Origin of the sequence: Paenibacillus sp. B-A-8, from assembly GCF_048572915.1 — a bacterium.
Lineage (GTDB): Bacteria > Bacillota > Bacilli > Paenibacillales > Paenibacillaceae > Paenibacillus_AQ.
The window spans coordinates 4,650,734-4,668,114 of the sequence record NZ_CP183882.1 but is presented as its reverse complement, the minus strand read 5'-3'; the positions used below and the strand labels follow the sequence as shown (position 1 = coordinate 4,668,114).

At 45.2% G+C, this 17,381-nt stretch carries 17 protein-coding genes; all 17 read left to right on the top strand.

Going from position 1 to position 17,381, the window contains the following annotated elements; all coding sequences use genetic code 11:
• Positions 1 to 37 precede the first annotated feature (37 nt).
• The 17 genes from ACN6MV_RS20955 to ACN6MV_RS20875 all read left to right on the top strand — a co-directional run bounded on the left by ACN6MV_RS20955 (position 38) and on the right by ACN6MV_RS20875 (position 17,311).
• Positions 38 to 559, top strand: coding sequence for a tetratricopeptide repeat protein (locus ACN6MV_RS20955; RefSeq protein ID WP_042129521.1), 522 nt, complete (start codon positions 38 to 40; stop codon positions 557 to 559).
• A 33-nt stretch (positions 560 to 592) separates the two neighbouring features.
• Complete coding sequence (gene dapB, locus ACN6MV_RS20950; RefSeq protein WP_042129520.1) at positions 593 to 1,396, top strand: 4-hydroxy-tetrahydrodipicolinate reductase; 804 nt, start codon at positions 593 to 595, stop codon at positions 1,394 to 1,396.
• Positions 1,397 to 1,411: 15 nt separating this feature from the next.
• Positions 1,412 to 1,834: a methylglyoxal synthase gene (locus ACN6MV_RS20945; protein ID WP_042129517.1), complete on the top strand. Its 423-nt coding sequence runs from the start codon at positions 1,412 to 1,414 to the stop codon at positions 1,832 to 1,834.
• On the top strand, positions 1,831 to 2,541 hold the full coding sequence (bshB1, locus tag ACN6MV_RS20940; RefSeq protein ID WP_076119765.1) for a bacillithiol biosynthesis deacetylase BshB1: 711 nt from the start codon (positions 1,831 to 1,833) through the stop codon (positions 2,539 to 2,541). Before ACN6MV_RS20945 ends, bshB1 begins: the two co-directional genes overlap by 4 nt.
• Before the next feature lie 20 nt (positions 2,542 to 2,561).
• Entirely contained in the window at positions 2,562 to 3,719 is a 1,158-nt protein-coding gene (bshA, locus tag ACN6MV_RS20935; RefSeq protein WP_042129514.1) for an N-acetyl-alpha-D-glucosaminyl L-malate synthase BshA, read from the top strand.
• Positions 3,720 to 3,728: 9 nt separating this feature from the next.
• The gene (locus tag ACN6MV_RS20930; RefSeq protein WP_419884759.1) at positions 3,729 to 5,087 is read left to right on the top strand and encodes a CCA tRNA nucleotidyltransferase; all 1,359 of its coding nucleotides are present in this window, start codon (positions 3,729 to 3,731) and stop codon (positions 5,085 to 5,087) included.
• A complete protein-coding gene (locus tag ACN6MV_RS20925; RefSeq protein ID WP_339287405.1) occupies positions 5,077 to 5,877 on the top strand; it encodes a biotin--[acetyl-CoA-carboxylase] ligase in 801 nt (266 codons plus the stop codon). The genes ACN6MV_RS20930 and ACN6MV_RS20925 overlap by 11 nt, the downstream gene beginning before the upstream one ends.
• A 336-nt stretch (positions 5,878 to 6,213) precedes the next feature.
• Positions 6,214 to 7,080 (top strand): 3-methyl-2-oxobutanoate hydroxymethyltransferase, encoded by an 867-nt coding sequence (gene panB, locus ACN6MV_RS20920; protein WP_375103441.1) that lies wholly within the window; start codon positions 6,214 to 6,216, stop codon positions 7,078 to 7,080.
• A gap of 1 nt (position 7,081) precedes the next feature.
• Entirely contained in the window at positions 7,082 to 7,972 is an 891-nt protein-coding gene (gene panC / locus ACN6MV_RS20915) for a pantoate--beta-alanine ligase (RefSeq protein ID WP_042129506.1), read from the top strand.
• Positions 7,965 to 8,348 (top strand): aspartate 1-decarboxylase, encoded by a 384-nt coding sequence (panD, locus tag ACN6MV_RS20910; protein ID WP_419884758.1) that lies wholly within the window; start codon positions 7,965 to 7,967, stop codon positions 8,346 to 8,348. The genes panC and panD overlap by 8 nt, the downstream gene beginning before the upstream one ends.
• A 111-nt stretch (positions 8,349 to 8,459) precedes the next feature.
• On the top strand, positions 8,460 to 9,101 hold the full coding sequence (locus ACN6MV_RS20905) for a hypothetical protein (RefSeq protein ID WP_419884757.1): 642 nt from the start codon (positions 8,460 to 8,462) through the stop codon (positions 9,099 to 9,101).
• Between the two features lie 136 nt (positions 9,102 to 9,237).
• Positions 9,238 to 12,099, top strand: a complete 2,862-nt coding sequence (dinG, locus tag ACN6MV_RS20900) for an ATP-dependent DNA helicase DinG (RefSeq protein ID WP_419884756.1) — start codon at positions 9,238 to 9,240, stop codon at positions 12,097 to 12,099.
• A 133-nt stretch (positions 12,100 to 12,232) separates the two neighbouring features.
• Positions 12,233 to 12,883 (top strand): redox-sensing transcriptional repressor Rex, encoded by a 651-nt coding sequence (locus ACN6MV_RS20895; protein WP_042129497.1) that lies wholly within the window; start codon positions 12,233 to 12,235, stop codon positions 12,881 to 12,883.
• Positions 12,873 to 14,174 (top strand): amidohydrolase, encoded by a 1,302-nt coding sequence (locus ACN6MV_RS20890; protein ID WP_042129495.1) that lies wholly within the window; start codon positions 12,873 to 12,875, stop codon positions 14,172 to 14,174. The genes ACN6MV_RS20895 and ACN6MV_RS20890 overlap by 11 nt, the downstream gene beginning before the upstream one ends.
• Positions 14,175 to 14,340: 166 nt before the next feature.
• A complete protein-coding gene (locus ACN6MV_RS20885; RefSeq protein WP_339287400.1) occupies positions 14,341 to 14,859 on the top strand; it encodes a DUF5590 domain-containing protein in 519 nt (172 codons plus the stop codon).
• A gap of 414 nt (positions 14,860 to 15,273) precedes the next feature.
• Positions 15,274 to 15,816, top strand: coding sequence for a hypothetical protein (locus ACN6MV_RS20880; RefSeq protein WP_375103439.1), 543 nt, complete (start codon positions 15,274 to 15,276; stop codon positions 15,814 to 15,816).
• Complete coding sequence (locus tag ACN6MV_RS20875) at positions 15,809 to 17,311, top strand: AAA family ATPase (protein WP_419884755.1); 1,503 nt, start codon at positions 15,809 to 15,811, stop codon at positions 17,309 to 17,311. Before ACN6MV_RS20880 ends, ACN6MV_RS20875 begins: the two co-directional genes overlap by 8 nt.
• The last annotated feature ends 70 nt before the right edge of the window (positions 17,312 to 17,381 follow it).

Genomic DNA, 17,381 nt, shown 5'->3' with positions numbered 1-17,381 from the left:
CAAACGAACGGGATTTAGCCGTGAGGATGGTGTGTATATGGATCAAAGAGATTATGTAAGAGAAGCCTACCGATCTATATTGCGAAGTGACTTTGCGGAAGCTATTGTTTGCTTTGAGGCTGCGATTGCGGCAAGTCCGGCAGATGCAGAAGTCAGATATCGTTGTTCCATAACGTATGCCCGCAGTGGTATGCTAGATAAAGCTTTAGTTCATGCTCAGGCCGCTATGAAGTTAGACGGTAGCAAACCTGAGTATAGTCTACATCTACAGCATCTTCAGGCTATGATGCATGTACAGGAAGCTAAGCGGTTGATAGAAGATGAAGATAACAAAACTCGCAACCCGTATCATCCGATTACGCTGCTTAAAGAGGCCATCACTCTTGACCCCTTATATGGGGATGCTTATGTATGGCTTGCCATTGCGCATAGTCGGGTAAATGAGCATATTCAGGCTATAGCTGCCCTGAAAGAAGTGATTTCTTTACATCCGGATGATTCTGGCTTGCGAGAATTGATGGTAGACCTTCAGAAATCCATACAATCGTATATGCAGTAACTATATAACCAGTGAAGGCGAGGATGAAAAGATATGAGCAACAAGATCAGAGTTATCGTATCCGGCGCAGGCGGGAGAATGGGTAAAGAGGTTATTAAACTTGTGCTGCAGGACGAAGAGTTAGAGCTGGCAGCTGCGGTAGATCGTTCAACGATGGATATAGACGCAGGCCGTCTTGTAGGTCTAGAAGACTCGGGAGTTATTGTAACTTCAGATCTTGAGGCTGCCCTCGCGGGAAGCAATGGAGATGTTGTAGTTGATTTCACTACACCACAATCAGCGTATACGAATACAGCACTAGCCATTAAATACGGAGTGCGTCCGGTTATTGGTACAACCGGATTCACACCGGAGCAAATTGTGGAACTGGACAAGCAGTGTCAAGACCAGGGGATAGGCGGACTCATTGCTCCTAATTTCTCCATAGGGGCTATTCTGTTGATGAAATTTGCGGCTCAAGCTTCAAAATACTTCCCGCATCTGGAGATTATCGAGTATCATGGTGACCAGAAACTGGATGCTCCATCCGGAACTGCAATTAAAACGGCAGAGATGATTTCAGAGGTTCGGGAAGAGCTTCGTCAAGGGAATCCTAAAGAAGAAGAAACGATTGAAGGTGCCCGCGGGGGTTATTATAACGGATTCCGGATACATAGTGTCCGTCTTCCTGGTGTGTTTGCCCAAGAAGAAGTGATTTTTGGCGGGTTCGGACAATCCTTAAAAATCCGGCATGATTCTTATGAGCGAGCAGGATATATGCCAGGCGTTAAGATGGGGATTCAGAAGGTTATGGAATACACTGGCTTGATCTATGGATTTGAGCACTTTATAGAATAGACAGGGGAGAACACCATGTTAAAAATCGCATTTATTGCACATGATCGTAAAAAAGATGAGATCGTAAATTTTGTATTAGCCTATGAGCATGTTTTTGTAGGTCATGAATTATTTTCCACGGGGACTACTGGCCAACGAATCATGGATGTGACTAGCTTGAAAATTCATCGCTATATGTCCGGCCCATTAGGTGGAGATCAGCAAATTGGCGCAATGGTAGCGCAGGATGAATTGGACCTTATTATTTTCTTGCGTGATCCATTAATGGCACAGCCACATGAGCCAGATATTACAGCTTTACTTCGTCTATGCGACGTATACGGTATACCTGTAGCTACGAATATTGCGACAGCTGAAGTGCTTGTGAAGGCGATTGATCGCGGTGACTTTGCTTGGCGTGAACTAGTTCATAAATACAAACCAGGTGTCGATGAATGAAGCTGGACATTCTTGTATTTGGAGCTCATGCGGATGACGCGGAGATCGGTATGGCAGGTACGATTGCGAAACATACCGCTGCAGGCCTTAAAGTGGGCTTGTGCGATTTAACGGCTGCAGAGATGTCCTCGAACGGTACTGTAGAGTTACGCAAGGAAGAGGCGCAGCAAGCTGCTGATCTACTTGGTGTATCGGTGCGGACGAATTTAGGTTTATCAGACAGAGGGCTTTTTATAACGGAAGAGCATGTAGCAGCTGTTACGGCAGAAATTCGCCGTTTTGCGCCTGTGATAGTTTTTGCTCCTTATTGGGAAGATCGTCATCCTGATCATATAGCATGCAGTAAGCTGGTAGAAGAGGCGGTCTTTAATGCCAAACTACGTAAATATATGCCGGACAAGCCGGCAGTTTCAGCACCACAATTGTTTTTTTATTTTATAAATGATCTTGGACGTACGGATCTTATTGTAGATGTTACTGAACAATATGGGTTAAAGGAGCAGGCATTGTCCTGTTATCGCTCTCAGTTCACCAAACCGCTGGGTGCCGATGCTGTATCCACACCGTTAACGGAGGGTTACATTGAGCGGGTCCGCTCTAGAGATATGTTGCTTGGACAGCGCAGACTCATTCCTTATGCGGAAGGGTTTGCTACAAAAGTTCCTTATGCGGTAAATTTGTTTACTGCGGGGGATCATACTTTATAAAGTATAGAAGGGGACGGAACATGGATCGTTTGAAAATAGGTATTACCTGTTATCCGTCTCTTGGCGGCTCAGGCGTAGTAGCGACTGAATTAGGAAAACTCTTGGCCGAAAAGGGGCACGAAGTTCATTTTATTACACACAGTATTCCGTTTCGGTTAGGGAAGTTTCAGAAAAATATATTTTATCATGAAGTAGAGGTTAACGATTATTACGTATTTAAATATCCTCCTTACGACTTAGCACTTGCTACGAAGATGGCTCAGGTTGCTAAAATGCAGAATCTGGATCTGTTCCATGTTCATTATGCCGTTCCACACGCTGTTTGTGCATTTCTTGCCAAGCAGATGCTTGGTAATGATATAAAGGTTGTAACGACCTTGCATGGCACTGACATTACGGTACTTGGACAGGACGAATCTCTAAAAGATCTAATTCGTCTTGGAATTAATGAAAGTGACGCTGTAACGGCTGTATCGAAGGATCTCATTAGAGAAACACGTGAAGTGCTGGATATCACTCGCGAGATTGACCTCACTTATAATTTCGTTGATCATCGTGTCTATTACCCGCGGGATGTATCGAATCTTCGGGAAGATTTTGCTTCACCTGAGGAGAAGATCCTGATGCACATCAGTAACTTCCGTCCAGTTAAAAGGGTAAGCGATGTTGTAGATATCTTTGCTAAAGTGAATCGTGAAATCCCTTCACGACTGCTGCTTGTTGGCGAAGGGCCTGATCTTCCCAAGATTCAAGCTAAGATCAGTGAAATGGGTCTGGAAGATAAAGTCCGCTTCTTAGGAAGACAGGATGAGATCGCTCAAGTCATTTCGTTAGCTGATTTGCTGCTGTTACCGTCAGAGAAGGAAAGCTTTGGTCTGGTTGCGCTAGAAGCGATGGCCTGTGGAGTACCGACTATAGGTTCTCAAACCGGAGGGATTCCAGAGCTAATTGAGCATGGCAAGACAGGATTTATTGCTCCGATTGGTGATACGGACACTATGGCGAAATATGCAATTAAACTCCTTTCGGATGATCGCATGGTACAGCAATTCAGACAAGCCTGCCTGGAAACAGCCTGCAAAGATTTCTGTAAGGATTCGATTACAAGTCAGTATGAAGATATATATTACCGTGTGCTCGGGCGCAAGGTACCTAGACTGGATACAGTCAGGGGGTAAGGGGTTCTAATGAAATGGAAAATGGCGCCATCCGCTATGGCTCTTGCGGCGGAAAATGTAATTTCTGAGCTAACTCAGAACGGCCATGAGGCTTTTTGGGTCGGAGGCTGCATTCGCGATGAGCTGTTGGGTAGGCCAGTACATGATATGGATATTACAACTTCAGCAGTGCCGGAGGAAGTGATAGCCATCTTCGCACGCAGTATTCCGACAGGGCTAGCACATGGGACGGTCACCGTGCTTCAGGATGGGCATGGGTTTGAAGTGACGACATACCGAACTGAAAGTGGGTATGTCGATCATCGTCGTCCGGAACATGTTGAATTTGTTAGTGATGTGAAGGAAGATTTGCGTCGTCGCGATTTTACGATTAACGCAATATGCTGCGGACTGGACGGAGATTTGATTGATCCCTTCGGAGGCGAGAAAGATCTAGCTCTCCGTGTGATCCGCTGTGTGGGGGATGCAGAGGAACGGTTCGATGAGGATGCGCTACGCATGCTTCGCTGCGTTCGTTTCGCATCGGTGTTAGATTTCTCCATCGCCAAGAATACGTGGAGGGGACTGTTGCGCCAGCGAGATAAGCTGGCGCATATTGCTGTGGAGCGCGTCCGCGCGGAGCTGGACCGCATCGTAGAGGGGCCGCATCCTCGGCGCGGACTTGCAATGCTAGCGCGCTGTGAACTGCTCGCGCGCGGCAAAGCCCCGTTCCCCTGGACCGGAACCGATCTGGCGGCTGCTGCCGCCTTGACGGCCGGGATAGGGGAACTGGAGAGCGCCCACCTGCGGTGGGCGCTTCTCCTCCATGCCCTGAAGCAGTCGGCCCAGGAGGCCGATGAGCTGCTGCGGGCATGGACGTTCTCTGGGACGACGCGTACCAGCGTCGTCCAGGTGCTGCGGGTCCGCGAAGCTTGGACCGCTGCCCTGGAGGCAGTGCCGCCGGGGGAACCGGACGGCACGGATTTACTGCGGCGGCGCTTCCTCGCCGCCGTGCTGACCTTCGGCGTGGAAGCCGCCGAAGGGTGGCTCTCGCTGCTGGCGATCTTGCCAGCAGGTGGCCTTCCCGCTGCGAACCCGCCAGCGGGTTCAGAGATTTCACCCGCTGTCACCCCAGCGGCGCCAGAGCTTGTAAATGGCTTGATCTATTTGCAAGCTGCAAGAGACTGGATCTCACAGATGCCGCTTAAGAGCTTATCGGAGCTTGCAGTTACAGGTAATGAGCTGGCGGAAGCGCTTGGGAAACGTCCGGGTCCTTGGCTCGGCAATATGCTGAGTGCACTTCTGCAAGCGACTGCTTCGGGAGATCTACTAAACAATAAACAAGTATTGCTGCTTGAAGCAAAAAGGATGGATGGACATGAGCTATGATAAGGCGCTGTCGCTAACCGAATTGAAGCAGGAAGCTTCCGATTCGAATTGGATAGACAGAGTTCAGCTCCTAGAGTCTGTCGTATCTACTCAGGAGGAAGCCAAACGATTGGCAGAAAGCGGCGCACCAGAAGGAACAACCGTAATCGCTGAAGAACAAACCGGCGCTAGGGGGAGAATGGGCAGAAATTGGTTTTCTCCTCGTGGCAAAGGGATTTGGATGAGTATAGTATTGCGGCCGAATTTACCTTTGTTACAGACTCCGCAGTTAACACTGCTTGCTGGGGTTGCCGTTTGTAAAGCAATACGTCGTGTGACCGGAGTCGATGCCGGTATTAAATGGCCGAATGATTTGCTTGCGGGCGGTCGTAAGATATGCGGAATTTTGCTTGAGTCTTCGCTAAGAGAAGGGGAGCTTCATTATTGCATCGCCGGAATTGGAATTTCTGCGAACTTGACTGAAGACGATTATCCTGATCATCTGAAAGAAGTGGCAACTTCACTTCGGATACAGCGGAGCGGTGTTCCTATTGACCGTTCGGAGCTGGTTAGGGCTGTGCTCGATGAGTTGGAATTGCATTACAATCTGTATATGAATCAAGGTTTTAAACCCATCAAAGAGCTATGGGAGTCGATGTCAGTTACATTGGGTCGCCAAATCGCCCTGAATAGCCCTCAGGGGCGTTCTGAAGGCGTCGTAGTAGGTCTGGACAACTTAGGCGGACTACTCCTTAAAAATAGCTCAGGGGACATTTCAAATGTATGCTCAGGTGAAATTGAGCTTTTATAAGTCTTTTCAATATGGCAGGGGTGTCATCCCTTGTCATATTTTTTTCGTGTAATTCCGAGTCCTTTTTGATATACTATGGGTCGGAGGCGGTATCGTTTTACGAACTGTACTCTTGATCTGATGGATTTATAATGTTTTTATTATTGGAATTACCTTCATAACTGCGTTAGACGGTTACGTTGGATTCTGCTCTGAGCCGTAAGGACCGAGACAGAAGGGACGATCGCGAGTGACTCTTTTTTGCCCTTCGGACCTTTTTAGCAAATGATTGCTAAAGGGTTTTTTTGTTGCGATTTTTACGGGGATGTTATTTCAAAAAGGAGGACGAAGAGAGAAATGGCAAACAAACAAGCACTTAATATTGTGAAAATGAAAAAAATGAAAGCAGATGGTGAACGGTTGAGTATGTTGACCGCTTATGATTACCCATCGGCTCTACTTGCTGAAGAAGCCGGTATCGACCTTATCCTGGTGGGTGACTCCCTGGGAAACGTGGTACTTGGATATGATACAACTTTACCCGTTACGATTGACGATATGGTCTACCATACTCGTTCCGTAACTCGAGGCGCACAAAATACGTTCATTGTGGCAGATATGCCGTTTATGACCTATCACGGAAGTGTAGATGAGACCCTGCGGGGTGTGCGCAGACTGATGCAGGAAGGGCGGGCTCATGCCGTCAAAATGGAAGGCGGCCTCGAAATTTGTGAGACAGTCGCTGCAGTTGTAGCTGCGGGAGTCCCTGTGCTTGGGCATATTGGACTTACACCACAATCGGTAAATATGATTGGGGGCTACCGTATTCAAGGTAAGGACGCCAGAGACGCAAAACGCCTGATGGATGAGGCCAAGGCGCTTGAAGCAGCCGGTGCATTTGCAGTCGTACTGGAGCTGGTGACAGAAGAAGTCGCACAAGCGATTTCTGAGGCACTGAGCATTCCGACCATTGGGATTGGTGCAGGTCGTTATTGTGACGGTCAGGTATTGGTTTTCCATGATTTGCTGCGGTATGCCTCACCCTATCGTGAGAAACGTTTTGTCAAAACCTATGCGGATGTGGGTAATGTAATTCGTGAGGGGATTAGCCAATATGTGCAAGAAGTGAAGGATCGCTCGTTCCCAGATGAAGGCCATGTTTTTAAGGCAGATGAAACCGTTCTGGAATCTTTATACGGCGGTGCCGGAAAGGATGGGGAATAAGATGAGAGTTGTCAGAAGCATTGAGCAGCTGCGCGAAGCTTTGGAGTATATGAGACAAGGTGGGCATACCCCAATTGGTTTTGTTCCAACCATGGGATATCTTCACGAAGGACATGCCAGTCTGCTTCGGCGGGCAGGAGAAATGAGCAACACGGTGGTTATGAGCATATTTGTGAACCCGCTGCAGTTTGGACCGAATGAGGATTATGATTCCTATCCGCGCGATGAAGATCGTGATTTGGAGCTGGCGGAACGCGAAGGGGTCGATATTGTATTTATCCCCAGTGTAGAAGAAATGTATCCGCAGCCTACCCGGACTACAGTCTCAGTATCTGAGCTTACTACTCGACTTTGCGGAGCTTCGCGCCCAGGGCATTTTAATGGCGTAACTACGGTTGTGAATAAACTATTTAATATCGTGCAGCCTGATTATGCTTTCTTTGGACTAAAGGATGCCCAGCAAGTAGCAGTGCTCCGCCGAATGGTATCCGATTTGAATATGAATGTTGAAATTGTACCTTGCCCTATCATTCGTGAAGGGGATGGACTTGCGCTTAGCTCACGAAACGTATTCTTATCTTCTGAGGAACGTAGTCAGGCATTAGTGCTATCTCGTTCCTTACGTGAAGCACGTCAGTCCATTGAAGAAGGAAAAGTAAGAACCGTTGCTGAAGTGCGGGAATTGTTGACATCGGTTATTTCCAGCTCTCCTTTGGCGGTCATTGATTATGCGGAAATACTGACATTCCCTAATCTGGAAAGTTTAGACCACGAAGCTTTAATAACGGATGTAGAAGGGGAAATTATTATAGCGCTTGCTGTAAAGTTTGGCAGAACACGCTTAATTGACAATAATGTATTTATTCCAAAGGAGGTTGCCGCTCTTGTTTAGACATATGATGAAATCCAAAATTCACCGCGCTACGGTGACAGAAGCGAACTTGAATTATGTGGGTAGTATTACCATTGATGAGAACTTAATGGAAGCGGCAGATATTCTTGAAAATGAAAAAGTACAGATCGTGGATAACAATAATGGTTCACGGTTAGAAACGTATGTTATTCCTGGACCTCGCGGAAGTGGTGTGATCTGTCTGAATGGTGCAGCCGCCCGTCTTGTTCAACCAGGAGACACAGTAATTATTATTTCATATGCGATGTTGTCTTCGGAAGAACTGGAGTCGCATAAGCCAGCAGTGGTATTCGTGGATGAGAACAACAGACCCGTCAAGCTGGCTGATCATGAATTGCATGCTACAATCGCTTAAATAATGGACTTACGCCATGTAATGAATGGCAGGGATGAAAGACCCCGTTCTCGCAGAAAATGAAGTCAGGCAAGCTGAACTGATTTCATCTTCAGTAAAGGGGGATAGCCCATGTTTCAACATTTGTTTGCTGAAATGAACAAGGTGCTTCAGGAGATCGTTACAGATTACCCTACAGCGGAGGGTGCCCGCCGGAATGAGCTTTTATGCAATTATAATATGCTGCACCGACTAAGCGATAAAGTAATGGATGAATGGCTGGCCTTTGCAGAGAAGCTAAGTCACTTTCGTGAAAGTGTAGATTTTACGACTGTGGCTGTAGAGGACATGCCAGAGCAGGAAGCACCCGAGCTCTGCATGGATACTTTTGTTAGAGGCCAGGGGTATTATAAGCTGCTGATGTATGGAAAATGTATTGAGCAGTTTAAGGAAGTTATTGCGCAATATCCGGATAGTTTGGCTGCTCGCTTATATTTAGCCATCTCTTACCTTCAGGAAGGGGATGGGGAAGCAGCGTGGAGTCATTTGAACCATATGCTCGGTTTGATACGAGAAACCAAGCTGAAAGCAATGGTTTATAATGCTTTAGGCTGCATCCGGGCTTCACAGGAACGCTTCAATGAAGCGCAGGAGCTGTTTGGCCTCTCGTTGCAGCTTGACCCTGCACTTCCTGAACCAACGGTTAATTTGGAGGTTTGCCGCCGCCGTGGAGGAAAGCTTCATTTCGGAAATCAGCTTGTTTCATTATTGTAAATTATTACGTTTACGGTTTATTATTCCGCATTTTCATTCAAGCGATGCATCCCCTGAACCAGTGGTGTGCATCGCCTTTTTTCGCAACTTCTGTTATGCTGATTAAGAGTCTCAATTGAAAGGGAATAGAATTATAATGAAATTTGCCGTGCTTGATTTTGAAACAACGGGAACCCAATCCGTGGGTGAAATTATCCAGGTTGGCCTTGCAATTATAGAAGAAGACCGGTCCATCTCCCGGGTATATGGTTCCTACGTCAAGCCCGGAACGCCGATACCTCCTTTTATAACTGGTCTGACGGGGATTACCGACGATGATGTAAAGGATGCGCCTGAGCTGGATGAGATGATGATGGAGCTTGTTCCACTCTTGGATGATGTTGTGCTTGTAGGGCATAATGTCGCATTTGACTTCCATTTTTTGCAAAATGCTTTAGACAGATGTGGGTATTTACCATTTCAAGGGCGGATTTTAGATACGATTGATTTTCTAAAAATCTGCTTTCCTTCCCTAACATCCTATCAACTAGGGTCAGTTAGTGCACATTTTGGAGTGACACATGATCGTCCGCATCAGGCAGATAGTGATGCACTGGCGACAGCTCTTGTGCTGTTGAAATGTCTGGAGGAGCTTTATAGTTTGCCGTTACTCACCATCCAGCGACTATGTGAGCTGTTTACCGAAGAGGATAGTGATTTAGGTTGGTATTTTGATGGTCTGCTGCGTGAGCGGGAAGCGGAGACGCTTCAACCCGAAGGTGATCTGACTTTCTATCGTCAATTAGCGCTTGCAGTAGGGGATTGGAATGAACTAGCTCCACCTCGTGACGAGCATGCTGAGAATCCGCTACAGAATTTATCATTTACAGATTATATGGATGAAGTAACTAAACGGCTTAAGGACACTTTGCCACAGTATGAAAGCCGAGAAGCTCAGGATATTATGATCAATGAGGTGATTACGGCACTTGCCGAAGACAAACATCTATTGATCGAAGCAGGGACAGGAACCGGCAAATCGCTTGGTTATTTGTTGCCTGCCATATACCAAAGTGTTCGTACTAATGAGAAAGTTATGGTCAGCACTCATACCATTAATCTGCAGGATCAATTGCGTGAGCGTGATATTCCTTTGTTAACGCAGGTAGTTCCGTTTCCATTTAAAGCTGCGATTTTTAAAGGTAGAGGGCATTATTTGTGTCTTCGTAAGTTTGAACATAAAATTAATAAAAAAGACTTTATAAGTCCAAGAGAAGATGCACTTACTGCGGCTCAGATGATCGTTTGGCTGACACAAAGTGAATCAGGGGATGACGAAGAGCTCAATTTAAGCGGTCGTGGCGGAGATTTCTGGGAGACGGTAGCAAGCGATACCGATTCTTGTCTCGGTCGCTCCTGTCCTTGGTTCCGCAAGTGTTATTACCATCGGGCAAAACATGAAGCAGGTATTGCTGACGTGGTTATTACGAACCACTCTAAGCTTTTCGCAGATGTTAAGGCTGGGCACCAGCTACTCCCGGCTTATGAACATCTTGTTATTGATGAGGCCCACCATCTGGAGGACGTGGCTGGCAAGCATTTAGGTATGCATATGAAGCATTTCACGGTGGCTCACACGCTATCCCGATTATACAAGGATAGTCGTAACGGCCAACTCCCAACGCTTCGTCAAATGCTTCAGTCATCAGGCAGTGAGGAAGCTTCTGAATGGAGCGGAGTTATCGATAGAATCTATCCAGATCTGCTTACTGTAAAAGAAACCTGGGATCTACTTAGTGACAAGCTATTTAGCCTCTTGCCGGAACGTAGCGATGCAGCGGCGGGAGAAGCTGGACAGCTAGTCATGCGGTTACTTCCTACCCGTAAACCGAAAGATTGGGATGAATTGGTTGCTTTGGAGAATACTATGAATCTGACATTAAGCGAAATTATCCGTAAGGGTGATAAAATGCTTAATGAGATGCGTGATCAAGAAGGTCAATCTTCTTCAGATAGTTTAGTAACCGATATTAGCGGCTTATTTAAGGATTTAGCTTCTATACGTGAGCAAGTACGGTTTTTTATGGGATTAAACGACGAGAATGTAGTATATTGGCTGGAGGCGAATGGAAATTATCGCAGCAAATCGCTACAGCTATATGCCGTCCCTGTTGATGTTAGTACCCAGCTTAAAGAGCTGTTCTTCGACAAAAAGAAAAGTATTGTGTTAACCTCGGCGACGCTTTCTGTCGATAAATCGTTCCAGTTTATGATTGATAATCTCGGACTTAATGAAGCTGCGGAAGAGGGGCGTCTAATGACATCTCTCCTTCCATCTCCCTTTAAGTATCGGGAGCAGGCACTATTAGTAATTCCACGGGATTTCCCTAGTGTGAAGGGCAGTGTGGGCGATGCCCGATTTGTCGATACGCTCGTACAGTCACTAGCAGAAGCGGCAATTACGACACGCGGACGGATGCTTGTTCTGTTTACTTCTTACAAGATGCTGCGCCAAGTTTACGATCCTTTGAAAGAGGCTCTAGCCTCACAAGAAATTATGGTGCTAGGTCAAGGCGTGGAAGGTGGAAGCCGCAGTAAGCTGATTCGACGCTTTCAGGACAGTGCTGCTTCAGTTCTGCTTGGAACTAGCAGCTTCTGGGAGGGAGTAGATATTCCGGGTGAGGCATTGACATGCCTGGCCATCGTGAGGCTTCCATTTCAACCGCCTAATCACCCTCTAGCCGAAGCGAAGTCTGAGTTATTACAAGCCCAGAAGAAGAATCCGTTTATGAAATTGTCGGTGCCTCAGGCAGTTATCCGCTTCAAGCAAGGATTTGGAAGACTGGTACGGACAGCGCAGGATCGGGGTATTGTTATAGTGTATGACACTAGGGTTATCGAATCTCATTATGGGAAGTATTTCCTTTATTCGTTGCCTGGCCCGAAAATGGAACATATGCTTACGGATCAAATGGTTCCTCGTATAGCAGAGTGGTTGGAAGACGGAGGCGTTTCTTAAGAAGGACATCTTCTGTTTAATTAATCACTCCACAATGAAGGGCGGTATAAGAGAATACCGCTCTTCATTGAGACGAGGTACAGAAATTTTAATAGGATTCAAACAGAATAGTACTTAAATTAGGAGGTAAATTATGAAATCGGATAAAATATCAGAAGCCGTTGTTCGCAGACTTCCTGTATACTTACGTTTCTTGAATGATCTTCAGAAACGTGAAATATTAACCGTTTCCTCGCAAGAGTTAGGACAAAAACTTGATCTGAATCCCGCTCAAATCCGTAAAGATTTAGCGTATTTTGGAGACTTCGGTAGAAAAGGTATCGGGTATGACGTAACTTATCTTATTGAGAAAATCCGTCATATTTTGAAGCTGGACCAACAGCTGAATGTGGCATTAGTAGGTGCCGGTAACCTTGGACATGCGTTATCTAATTATAATGCTTATCTGAAGGATACTATGAAGATTACCGCTATATTTGACTCTTATGCACCTAAGGTAGGGCGGAAAATCAACTCTCTTACGGTTCAACCCATGGAGGAGCTAGGTCAGACAGTTCGTGAGCAAGGCATTCGAATTGGGATTATTACTGTACCTGACTCAGAAGCGCAGAATGTAGCAGATATTCTTATTGAATCTGGCATTGAGGCGATTTTGAATTTTGCACCAGTGATTCTAAAAACACCACCGAATATCCGGGTTCATGCAGCCGATTTTACAACGGATTTGCAAAGTCTTGCTTATTATTTGAAAGACGGAAAGGAAGAAAGCGGAAATGAAGAGTAGTAAAACGATTATCAAAGGCGGGCGTTTTCTTATTCCGGGAACGGATGAGCCTGTTCTTAGTGGATATATGACTATTGAAGATGATTTGATCACTTACATAGGAAAAGAAGAGCCTTTGATGGAAGAAGGTGTGCAAGTTGTTGATGGCAGTCGTCTGTTGTTTATGCCTGGTCTGGTAAACACACACGGCCATGCCGCAATGTCATTGCTTCGTGGTTATGGAGATGATTTAGCGCTTCAAGTATGGCTTCAGGAAAAAATGTGGCCGATGGAAGAGAAATTCACCGGAGAAGATGTGTACTGGGGAACCTCCTTGTCTGTTCTGGAAATGCTGAAAGGTGGCACTACAACCTTCCTGGATATGTATGATCATATGGATCGAGTAGCTGAGGTGGTCGAATTGTCAGGTATCCGTTCTGTATTGATGAGAGGCGTGATCGGTCTTTGTCCAGAGGAAGTACAGAATCACAAGCTTGCGGAAGCGATTTCTTTTGCACGGAACTGGCATGGAAAGGCTGACGGTAGAATTACAACGATGATCTCGCCACACGCTCCATATACTTGCCCGCCGGATTTCTTTGTTAAGTTTGTACAGGCGGCGCATGATTTGGATTTACCGATGCATACCCATATGTCCGAAACGAAACGCGAAGTGGAGCAGAATGTAGTGGATTACGGCCTGCGGCCTGTAGCTCATTTAGAGAAGCTTGGAATGTTCACACGTCCGTCTATTGTTGCTCATGGCGTTCATTTGAATGATGAAGAGATCGAGATTCTGGCTCGTCATAATGTAGGTGTATCTCATAACCCGGGAAGTAATCTAAAACTGGCTAGTGGAGTTGCTCGTGTTACGGATCTTCTAAAGGCCGGTGTGAAGGTGTCGTTGGGTACAGATGGCGCGGCAAGTAATAATAACTTGGATATGTTTGAAGAGATGCGTCTTGCAGCACTTATCCATAAAGGTGTAAGTGGTGATCCTACGGCTGTACCGGCTCCGGAAGCTCTGAGTATGGCTACAGAGTATGGCGCGAAGTCTATCTTTTTAAATGATGTGGGCAGGCTCGCTGTAGGCATGAAAGCTGACTTTATCGCGATTGATATAGACCAGCCGCATTTACTACCGCACACAGATTTGCTGTCTCATGCTGTATACTCTGCCAGTGCCAAGGATGTTGAGCATGTATGGGTGAATGGTAAACAGGTTGTAAAACATGGACAATGTGTAACGTTAGATGAGGAAGCTATCCGTCGTAAGGCGCAAGAATCCTTTGAGGGGCTGCTCAAGCGCTAGTCTAAGATCATAAATTAACTGAAAGGCTGTGACTTTCTGCGTTTGCAAAAGTTACGGCCTTTTCTGTAAATATAAGAATTTATATGAATGAATATGAAACTTTGGATAAACACACGGGTGTGTTATATAATCAAAAAAGATATATTACTAGAAAGGGAGCTGTACCTTGAAGAAAAGGAAAAAATGGATCCTCCTGGGGTCAGTTCTGATTCTGCTCCTTCTGTTTGGACTTATCCAGTTCTATGCCTATATTATGAAAGATCAATGGAACGAGCGAGATATTGCTAAGGATATCGCCAAAACCAGCGCTGGTCTGACAGAGGTAACTAAAGCACAGAAATCCGTGTGGGATGAAAATGCAGTGTACTGGGTCTTAACAGGGAAGAATCAATCCGGGACCGAGTTGATGGTATGGGTACGCTTTACTGTAGACGGGAAGTTTGCAGAAGGCAACGACGCAGTATATGCTGAGGAACTGAGTAAAGGGACCTCTGAAGCGAAAATACGCAGCATAATTAAAGCTGATCTTCCGGACATTAGTATCGAGCGGTTGTTGCCGGGGGTATATAACGGAGAGTATGCATGGCAGCTTTTTTATAAACAAAGCGGTCGGTATTATTATCAATTTTATCGGTTCTCAGATGGAGCTCGAATGGGTGAAGGATATAGTTTACCCAGCCGCTAAAATAAACAAAAGTACTATACTAGAAACAAGCGGACCATTTATGGTTCGCTTGTTTTCGTTAATATGATGGATTATTTTGATATACTCGTAATGTACTATTTGTGATATACTAAGTAGGTAGTTTTTATATATTCTATTTAAAAAACACATGTGGAAATAAGCCTGTTAACGACAAGTAACGGCTCTTTTTTTTCGTTGAAATAAATTAATATATTTAATGAATTGGAAAAAAATAAAAAATAAAATTTTAAATATCTTCACACTTTTTTTCATTTTCGTATATACACATGTGATATACTACTGTTTGTAATTAGAACAGTATTAAGAGAACGTTAGGCTCTGATGAGCGCTTAACAGCTTTGATTTATTGATCATTCTGTTTACATTTTGTCATCTTTGAGAGGAGGACGTTTCTTGAAATTACGTCTTGTACCTGTACTGATAACGTCTCTACTGTCGGCTACTCTATTGTTCGGAGGATTCTTTTTATATCGTCAGTTTGCTTTACAGGAACCGCTCCAAAAGATTGTATCCGGTTATGAGGGAGTAAATAATTCACATATTAGTATTAACCGCGATGAGGTCACTTTGAAACTTGATTTGCAGCCGGGCACGAATTTACGTGATCTAGTATCGTATGTATCCAAAGAAGGAAAGTCAGTGATTGAAGGACGTAAACTTAAACTCGATGTGGATCAAAATTCAAATGAATTATTAGATGATTACTGGGATAAAGCGTTGTTCTCTGTAGCTGAAGCGATGGAGAGCCGTAAATATACTCTTATACCTACTGAACTTGATAGATTAAAAGAGCAACATTCGGAATATAAAGATGTGATAGCATCTACTGAAATCGACGACAACAATGTGTATGTTAGTTTAAGCAATGGAAAAGAAAGTAAATTTATTATTTTGCCGCGAAAACCTGCGACCTTGGGGGTATGGAATAATGCCTAAGTATCTTAAAGAAATTTTACTCGGATTTATTCCTGTACTGTTTATTTTCATGGCTTTTTTAGGTATAAATATATTCCCAATTGTTATAGCAGCTGGAATGCTTACTGCACTTCTTATAATTGCTCATTTGCGCGGCGGGCTTACGGTGAATGCTGGTGCTGGGAAAAAACGCAAGAAGGAAGGACCTTCAAAGCTAACTTTTGAAGAAATTGGCGGGCAAGACAATGCGAAGCAAGAGCTTCGTGAAGCACTCGATTTTTTGATCCGTCATGAGGAAATCAGCAAATTTGGGATTCGTCCCTTAAAAGGGATTCTGCTCACTGGTCCTCCAGGAACAGGTAAGACCCTTATGGCCAGAGCGGCTGCACATTATACAAACTCTGTATTCGTAGCTGCATCAGGTAGTGAATTTGTTGAAATGTATGTGGGTGTCGGGGCCGGCCGGATTCGTGATTTGTTCAAGGATGCCCGTAGCCGCGCTGTTAAGGAGAACAAGCAGAGTGCCATTATTTTCATTGATGAAATTGACGTAATTGGCGGTAAACGTGAAGGCGGGCAGCAGCGTGAATATGATCAAACCTTGAATCAGCTGTTGACTGAGATGGACGGTATTTATAATAACGAAACACCGCGAATTCTGCTGGTAGCTGCAACAAACCGGAAAGAGATGCTTGATTCGGCATTGCTACGTCCTGGACGGTTCGACCGTCATATTCAAGTGGACATGCCTGACAAGAAGGGCCGTAAATCGATTCTCGAATTGCATGCGAAGAATAAACCTCTTCATCCAGAAGTAAGCCTCGACAAAATTGCTGAAGAAGCCTATGGCTTCTCCGGTGCTCAGCTGGAAAGTGTCATGAATGAGGCTGCGATTTATATGATGCGTGAGGACTTGACGGAAGTTGAGCAACGGCATCTGTCGATGGCGATTGACAAGGTAATGATGGGTGAAAAAACGGATCGAGAAACCAATCACGAAGAGAAAAAGAGGGTCGCTATTCATGAATTGGGACATGCCATCATGGCAGAGCTCCTTCGTCCAGGAAGCGTTAGTCAGGTTACACTGACTCCGCGTGGGCAAGCCCTTGGATATGTACGGCACAATCCTCAGCAAGAGCAGTATTTGTACACCAAAGATTATTTGGAAGATCAGATTATGATTGCACTTGGTGGAGCGGCGGCTGAAGAAATGTATTATGGCGGACGAAGCACAGGTTCACGCGCTGATTTCGATCAGGCGCTGAATATTGTGGAAACGATGATGAAGTCAGGATTAACTTCGCTGGGGATTGCTAAGCTGGAAATGGTTACCACTGAAGAGCTTATGAAGGAAAATAGTAAGATATTGGATGAACTGATGACGCGCACTCGTGAGCACCTTGAAAAGCAACGAAATGTATTTGATTACTCTCTTGACATTTTAATGAAGGAAGAAGTACTCTCTGGAGAGCAATTTCGATGTCAATTTCGTGACAGCGTCCTTTTACCAGCATAAATTTTTATGCTGGTTATTTTTTTTTACTTTTCAGGCATGCTAAGATATCATTATATGTCGGGCTTTATAA

Coding starts and splice junctions, on each gene's coding strand:
- panC (WP_042129506.1), top strand. CDS start 7,082: ATGAGAGTTGTCAGAAGCATTGAGCAGCTGCGCGAAGCTTTGGAGTAT.
- ACN6MV_RS20925 (WP_339287405.1), top strand. CDS start 5,077: ATGAGCTATGATAAGGCGCTGTCGCTAACCGAATTGAAGCAGGAAGCT.
- ACN6MV_RS20890 (WP_042129495.1), top strand. CDS start 12,873: ATGAAGAGTAGTAAAACGATTATCAAAGGCGGGCGTTTTCTTATTCCG.
- dinG (WP_419884756.1), top strand. CDS start 9,238: ATGAAATTTGCCGTGCTTGATTTTGAAACAACGGGAACCCAATCCGTG.
- bshA (WP_042129514.1), top strand. CDS start 2,562: ATGGATCGTTTGAAAATAGGTATTACCTGTTATCCGTCTCTTGGCGGC.
- dapB (WP_042129520.1), top strand. CDS start 593: ATGAGCAACAAGATCAGAGTTATCGTATCCGGCGCAGGCGGGAGAATG.
- ACN6MV_RS20955 (WP_042129521.1), top strand. CDS start 38: ATGGATCAAAGAGATTATGTAAGAGAAGCCTACCGATCTATATTGCGA.
- ACN6MV_RS20930 (WP_419884759.1), top strand. CDS start 3,729: ATGAAATGGAAAATGGCGCCATCCGCTATGGCTCTTGCGGCGGAAAAT.
- ACN6MV_RS20905 (WP_419884757.1), top strand. CDS start 8,460: ATGTTTCAACATTTGTTTGCTGAAATGAACAAGGTGCTTCAGGAGATC.
- ACN6MV_RS20945 (WP_042129517.1), top strand. CDS start 1,412: ATGTTAAAAATCGCATTTATTGCACATGATCGTAAAAAAGATGAGATC.
- ACN6MV_RS20875 (WP_419884755.1), top strand. CDS start 15,809: ATGCCTAAGTATCTTAAAGAAATTTTACTCGGATTTATTCCTGTACTG.
- ACN6MV_RS20895 (WP_042129497.1), top strand. CDS start 12,233: ATGAAATCGGATAAAATATCAGAAGCCGTTGTTCGCAGACTTCCTGTA.
- panB (WP_375103441.1), top strand. CDS start 6,214: ATGGCAAACAAACAAGCACTTAATATTGTGAAAATGAAAAAAATGAAA.
- bshB1 (WP_076119765.1), top strand. CDS start 1,831: ATGAAGCTGGACATTCTTGTATTTGGAGCTCATGCGGATGACGCGGAG.